The 6043-nt window shown below is 65.4% G+C and carries 8 protein-coding genes and 1 pseudogene; 5 read left to right on the top strand and 4 right to left on the bottom strand.

Annotated elements, in window-relative coordinates:
* From KQ303_RS07805 to KQ303_RS07795, 3 genes and pseudogenes are all read left to right on the top strand, one after another.
* A pseudogene (locus KQ303_RS07805) lies at positions 1 to 411 on the top strand (nucleotide-binding protein); the annotation flags it as partial.
* Entirely contained in the window at positions 404 to 1540 is a 1137-nt protein-coding gene (locus KQ303_RS07800; RefSeq protein WP_259729846.1) for an NAD(P)/FAD-dependent oxidoreductase, read from the top strand. The pseudogene KQ303_RS07805 and the gene KQ303_RS07800, both read left to right, overlap by 8 nt.
* Positions 1531 to 2628, top strand: a complete 1098-nt coding sequence (locus tag KQ303_RS07795; protein ID WP_259729845.1) for a type III polyketide synthase — start codon at positions 1531 to 1533, stop codon at positions 2626 to 2628. The genes KQ303_RS07800 and KQ303_RS07795 overlap by 10 nt, the downstream gene beginning before the upstream one ends.
* Before the next feature lie 281 nt (positions 2629 to 2909).
* On the opposite strand, the gene KQ303_RS07790 is transcribed toward KQ303_RS07795, so the two are convergent.
* Complete coding sequence (locus KQ303_RS07790; protein ID WP_259729844.1) at positions 2910 to 3257, bottom strand: hypothetical protein; 348 nt, start codon at positions 3255 to 3257, stop codon at positions 2910 to 2912.
* A 54-nt stretch (positions 3258 to 3311) separates the two neighbouring features.
* Positions 3312 to 3476 carry a hypothetical protein gene (locus tag KQ303_RS07785; RefSeq protein WP_259729843.1) on the bottom strand — a complete coding sequence of 55 codons (165 nt, stop codon included), beginning with the start codon at positions 3474 to 3476 and terminating at the stop codon, positions 3312 to 3314.
* A gap of 68 nt (positions 3477 to 3544) precedes the next feature.
* Here KQ303_RS07785 and KQ303_RS07780 point away from each other — a divergent pair, with 68 nt between their 5' ends.
* Positions 3545 to 4234 carry an SDR family oxidoreductase gene (locus tag KQ303_RS07780; protein WP_259729842.1) on the top strand — a complete coding sequence of 230 codons (690 nt, stop codon included), beginning with the start codon at positions 3545 to 3547 and terminating at the stop codon, positions 4232 to 4234.
* 286 nt (positions 4235 to 4520) lie between these two features.
* Here KQ303_RS07780 and KQ303_RS07775 read toward each other — a convergent pair whose 3' ends face one another.
* A complete protein-coding gene (locus KQ303_RS07775) occupies positions 4521 to 4880 on the bottom strand; it encodes a hypothetical protein (RefSeq protein ID WP_259729841.1) in 360 nt (119 codons plus the stop codon).
* 677 nt (positions 4881 to 5557) lie between these two features.
* Here KQ303_RS07775 and KQ303_RS07770 point away from each other — a divergent pair.
* Positions 5558 to 5845 (top strand): WYL domain-containing protein, encoded by a 288-nt coding sequence (locus tag KQ303_RS07770; protein WP_259729840.1) that lies wholly within the window; start codon positions 5558 to 5560, stop codon positions 5843 to 5845.
* 8 nt (positions 5846 to 5853) lie between these two features.
* Here the strand turns inward: KQ303_RS07770 and KQ303_RS07765 are convergent, their stop codons facing one another.
* Positions 5854 to 6021, bottom strand: a complete 168-nt coding sequence (locus KQ303_RS07765) for a hypothetical protein (protein ID WP_399233200.1) — start codon at positions 6019 to 6021, stop codon at positions 5854 to 5856.
* Positions 6022 to 6043 lie beyond the last annotated feature (22 nt).

The raw sequence follows: 6043 nt of genomic DNA, 5'->3' as shown, positions 1-6043 counted from the left end.
CGCCGCGGCGCCGCGGCGCGCTTCTTCCAGGCCGATGCCCTGGCGGATCCCTTGCCCTCCGGTCCGGACGGAGCCGCGCCCGCTGGCTATGACGTGGTGATCACCTCCCTGTTCCTGCACCACCTGGGCGACCACGACGCCGAGGTACTGCTGGCCCTGATGGCCCGCCGGGCCCGTCACCTCGTGCTCGTCAACGACCTGATCCGCAGCCCGCTCGGCTATGGCCTGGCCTGGGCCGGCACCCGGCTGCTCAGCCGCTCCTGGATCGTCCACACCGATGGACCGCTGTCGGTGCAAGGGGCCTTCCAGCTCGCTGAGGTGGCGGCCATGGCTGATCGGGCCGGGCTGAGCGGCGCCAGGATCCAGCGCTGCTGGCCGGAGCGTTACCTGCTGAGCTGGTCCCGTGGTTGAACGCCAACCGGGCAAGCCCTGGGACGTGCTGGTGATCGGGGCCGGGCCTGCCGGCGCCCTGGCCAGCCTGGATCTGGCCCGTCGCGGTCTGACGGTGCTGCTGGTGGAGAAGCGCAGCTTCCCGCGCTGGAAGGTGTGCGGCTCCTGCTTCAACGCCCAGGCCCAGGCGGCCCTCGCCTCCGTGGGCCAGGGCCACCTGCTCGAACACCTGGGCGGGCGACCCTTGCGGCGGCTGCGGCTCGGCCTGGGCGGACGGGAAACCACCTGCGCCCTGCCGCCGGGGCGGGCCCTCTCCCGCGGTCGCTTCGATCAGGCGCTGGTGGAGGCGGCCGTCAACGCCGGTGCCGTGTTCCGCCCCTGCACCACCGCGCAGCTGGGTGGCGTCACCCCCCGCACCCGTACCCAAACCCGCAGCGTCTGCCTACGGCAGGGACAGCGGCAGGAGCTGGTGCAGGCGGCCGTGGTGCTGGTGGCGGCGGGGCTGGCCAACCGCAGCCTGGAGCACGAGCCCTCCGCCCACACCCGCATCAGCCCCCGCTCCCGGCTGGGGGCCGGCTGCGTGCTGGCGGGGAGCCACAGCCGCTGGGAGGAGGGCACCATCCACATGGCGGTGGGCCGCCAGGGATACGTGGGCCTGGTGCGGGTGGAGGACGGCAGCCTCAACCTGGCGGCGGCCTTCGATCGCGCCCTGCTGCAGGAGTGCGGAGGTGCCGCGGCCGCGGCCAGGCAGGTGCTGGCGGAGGCCGGTTTTCCCGCCATTCCCCAGTTGGCGGAGGCCGCCTGGCAGAGCACACCGGCGCTCAGTCGCCGCACCACCCCCCTGGCGGGCCATCGCTTCCTGGTGCTCGGCGATGCCGCCGGCTATGTGGAGCCCTTCACTGGAGAAGGCATGGGCTGGGCCCTCGCCGCCGCCGTCGCCGCCACGCCGCTGGTGCTCGAGGGCACCGGCAGCTGGCAGCCGGCGATCGAGCGCCGCTGGCGTGAGCTGCACCGGCAACGGATCGGCCGCCGGCAGCTGCTCTGTCGTGGCCTGGCCCTGGCGCTGCGCCACCCCACCAGCAGCCGGGGCCTGTTCTGGGCAGCGTCTCGCCTGCCTTCCCTGCCGCAACGGCTGCTGCGATGCCCCTGACGATCCTCGGCGTCGGCACCAGCGTTCCCCGCCACCGGATCAGCCCGGCGGAATCGGCGGCGATGGCCGCGCGCATCTCCGCTTCCACCCCGGAGCGGGCGGCCCTGCTGGCGCGCATCCAGCGGCGCTCCGGGGTGAACCTGCGCCACAGCGTGCTGTTGGAGTCGGCGGAGCACGAGGCGGGCATCGATGGCCGCATGCCCTTCTACGGCGAGAGCAGCCCCTCCACCGGCGCGCGCCTCCGGGCCTTCGAAACCCATGCTGAACCCCTGGCGCTGGAGGCGGCACGCCGGGCTCTGGCGGATGCCGACCTGGCTGCAGAGCGGATTACCCACCTGGTCACGGTGAGCTGCACGGGGTTCCAGGCGCCGGGCTTCGATCTGGCCCTGATGGCCCAGCTGCACCTCCACCCCGATGTGGAACGCACCCATGTGGGCTTCATGGGCTGCCACGGCGCGCTCAACGGCCTGCGGGTGGCGCGGGCCTTCGTGGAAGCCGATCCGAACGCCTGCGTGCTGCTCTGCGCCGTGGAGCTCTGCAGCCTGCACATGCACTACGGCTGGGATCCGGAGAAGGTGGTGGCCAACGCCCTCTTCGCCGACGGGGCCGGTGCGCTGGTGGCCACGGGCGCTGCCGGAGCGGCAGGGGCAGCCGCTGACGCCCCGCCGCTGCAGGTGCTGGCTTCCGGCTCCACCCTGATTCCGGGCAGCAGCGATCTGATGTCCTGGACCATCGCCGACCACGGCTTCGAGATGACCCTCTCCGCCAAGGTGCCGGCGGCCGTCGCTGCCCACCTGCGCCCCTGGCTGGAACGATGGCTCAGCTCCCGAGGGCAACCCCTCGCCGCCATCGGGTCCTGGGCCCTGCACCCTGGCGGGCCACGCCTCCTGGCGGCGGTCGCCACGGCGGTGGAGCTGGAGCCCCACCAGATCGCGCCCTCGGCCGCCGTACTGCGCCAGTTCGGCAACATGTCGTCGGCCACGATCCTGTTCATCCTTGAGCGGCTGCGCCGCAGCAACGCTCCCCGCCCCTGGGTGGCCCTGGCCTTCGGGCCTGGCCTCACCGTGGAAGCCAGCCTGCTGGGCTGAATCACAGGACCCTGCGGCTGGGGGTGCCGGCTTCTGACGGCTCCGCGGCATGCAGCGTTGCCGCGCTCCAGGTCCACGTTGTCGTCGAAGGCCTTGCCTTTGCTCCGCCACACCGCGTTGAAGCCGTGGTCGTGGCTGTTGCATGGCGGAATAACCACCGGCGCGGGCCGGGTAGCTGTAGTGGGTCCAGCTGCGGATCGGCCGCTGCTCACCGATCGGTTGGAAGCGGTTCTGGGGGTCGTAGGGGGTGGCGTTGAAGTCCTCCTCGGCATCAGCGCCCATCAGGTGGTTGAACACCGCATCGGCCTAGACCTGCAAGCCGGCGGCATGGCAGGCGGCCACGGCCGCCAGGAACTCCGCCTGGTGCCGTACCTGGTGGCCACGCTTTTCTGCTGATGGAATTCGCCCAGGTCGTAGGGGGCGTAGATGCCGTAGCCCACGTCATGGCTGCCTGCCAGCGCCTTGCCCGTCGGCGGCAGCCACAGGGCCGTGATGCCGGCGGCAGCAAGAGCGGGAGCCTGTTGCGCCAGCCGTAGCCAGTGGCCCCCATCGGCAGGGGTGTACCAGTGAAAGGCCTGCATCAGCACGCCATTGATCTCGGCGGGCACGGTGCTGGAGGAGAACGTCATGCGCAATTGGCGTCGGGGCAGACCAGCGGTATGGAAGAGCTGGGATGGCGGGGCTCAACAGGGCACCGCAACGTGATCAACAGGAACGTCGGCCGCAGCATGATGGGCTTCAGAAACAATGGCCACAAAATGATTGGCCGGCGCAACATCGGCAGCAGGGAGTTCAGCGGCAGGGGGAAATGAGAGATTGGCAACAGAGAACAGTTGCTTGAGCGGCAAGGTGGAGAAGGCTTCCTGTCTTATGCGGGTCAGTAGAATGAGTGTTGGGCACACCTGGAATTCCTGGCATGGCAAACGTCGCAATCATTGGAGGGAGCAGAGGCATTGGGGAGGCTGTTGCGCGACATCTAGTGCCGAAATCAGAGCGAGTATTGTCTGTATCGCGCACCATCTCAAAGCATGGTGAGTGGATTAAGGCTGATGTCTCGACTCCTGAGGGAGTCAATACGGTTGCCGAAGCTGCTGGGAAAGAAATTCTAGATTCACTTCTCTACATGGGAGGCACTTGGGAATTCAATGCTTTTACCTCATCATATTCATTCGCAAATTGCTCTGATGATGACATTGCAAGAGTTTTGAATGTTGATCTCCTGACTCCAATCAGAATAGTCAAGGCATTGCTGCCTGCTTTGCGAAAGTCCAGCAATCCGAAGATCATCTTCATGGGAGCGCTTTCCGGACGTGACAACTTTCCGAGCAGAGAGGTCGCAAACTCTGCTTCTAAGTTTGGGCTCCGAGGTGTTGCCCACTCCTTGCGTGTAGAGCTTCGGCATGATCGGATATCTGTGACAGTGATCAATCCAGGTAATGTGGGAACACCAGAGGTGCTTTCGGACCTGGATGAGATTGGAGCTCCCCCAGCAGATGCGATTCCGCTTGAAGATCTACTTATGATTATCGACTGCGTTCTGTGCCTATCTCGCCAAACCTGTATCAAGGAGATCGATGTGCCTGCTATGTCCAGCAAGGGTGCCTAACATCGCCATGCACCTGATCCGACACCAATGAGATGTGCTACCCGGTTATTCTTGGTACGCGAAGCCGCTCCGCGGCCAAGTGGTCGCAAGCGTTGGCCAGCTTTCGCAATTGGCTGATCGAGGGCTTGGGAAGCGGAAATCCTTGGTATGTCAACGGTAACGGCGAGGGACGATCGCCACCACAGCGAGAGGTTGCGCTCATCAAGGCGATCACCCAAGTCTGAAGTCCTCAAGCGTTAGTGTCTAAGCGATCGCTCCAGTGCCATAAAGATCCACTTTGCATCGACTAGAGCGCGCTCTTCCAGGCGACTAAGGGAATGAGCAACAGCACCCCATTCAAAGCGGCGATCGCCCAGCAACAGTAACCTAACCACTTCCCGGTTGAACGAGCCATCCAGCGGTAGCGAACCAACAGCCAAACGAAGACCCACACCAATAAAGAGCCTCCGACAGCCATGAAGCCAAGATAGGTTGCCGCACGATCGCCGATGTCACCGGGATAGAGGCCAGGATTAGTGATAAAGAAACTGCAAAGAGCCATCATGCCGGTGCTTAAAAGCAGTAAAAACAGGCTCAGTAGGCTGAGGCAGAGAACCAGAATGAATTTAACGAGGGGTGATCGCGCCGATGAAGAATCGTGAGACATGGTTGACTAAAGAGCGAAGGTGGAGCCCATTCGCAAAGTTTGTGGATATAGAACAGATTATAGTCATCGCAGAAAGCCATATCGATGTTGTGACAGTTGTTGCACCAGCGGGCGATCGCCTTTCAGTACAAGCTAGCAAGACGCTGCAACGGACTGTCGGTGAGTGCTAGTGGCGTGGCAAAGTTTTTTGCAGCCGTTGAGCTTTGACGTTCACGATGGGCAAGGCCCTGTCTTTCAGAACAACGCCTGAAGAAAGGAAAGCCGCTCGTCATCACTCACCCAACGCCCCACCGAATCACCAGCCAGGCAGATCCGCTGTTGAAGGTGGAATCAATCCTCAATGATCCCTTTGGTGGCTGTCATTGTTCCGTGAAAATCCTGAACTCTGCTGAGAACCAGTAGGGCCACCTCGAGTGTTTCACTCTCGCTGGCGCCTCGCCACCCATGCGTCCCAACACCCCCTCCCTGGTCGTTCGCAGCAAGCGCCCGCCTGGCGCAGCCGAACCCTCCCACGCTGGTGCTCCTGAGCGCTTCCCATCAGCCATGCCCGCCTCTTCGTTGTCCTGGATCGCCGTCGGCGGTTGGGTCGCCCTGGTCTGCAGCCAGGCACTGGCCGCCGGCGCCCGTTCAACACACTGGGCCCAGGCCTGAACGCCGCTGCCCCCTGCCCGGCCCCGATGCCTGCCGCCGGTGCTGCTCTCCACCAACAGGATCCGCTCAGCGGCGACCAGTGGTGGCACCACCCGAACGCCCCGCACGTGCTGGCGCCCAACGACGCCTGTGACAGCCACCCCTACCCGGTGGAGCTGGACCTACCCGTCTGGACCCTGCGACAGGACGTGGAGCTGCGCAACTGGCTGTTCGGTTTCGGGGCCGGCATCCGCACCGAAAGCCCTCAGGCGCTGCGCCAGGAGCTGGTGGAGCGGGCGCAGCAGGTCCTGGCGATTGACCAAGACCCCCACTGAGGGGGAAGTCACGCCGCTGCGCTGTTGGCGGTGGAAGCCCTACGGGCGGGTGAGGCCACCGGCACCTGCCAGAGCCCGGCACGGCGCCGCATGGCGAGCTGCTCCGCTGCCAGGTAGGCCTTGGCGTCGCACTGACTCATAAAGCGGCGGAACACGAGGGCGTGGCCGCTCTCCACCAGCGCCAGGCCGATGGTGGTG

The sequence above is a fragment of the Synechococcus sp. CS-1333 genome, assembly GCF_025128015.1.
GTDB lineage: Bacteria > Cyanobacteriota > Cyanobacteriia > PCC-6307 > Cyanobiaceae > MW101C3.
Note: the sequence above shows the minus strand (reverse complement) of the source record. Positions and strands in the feature narration are given on the sequence as shown.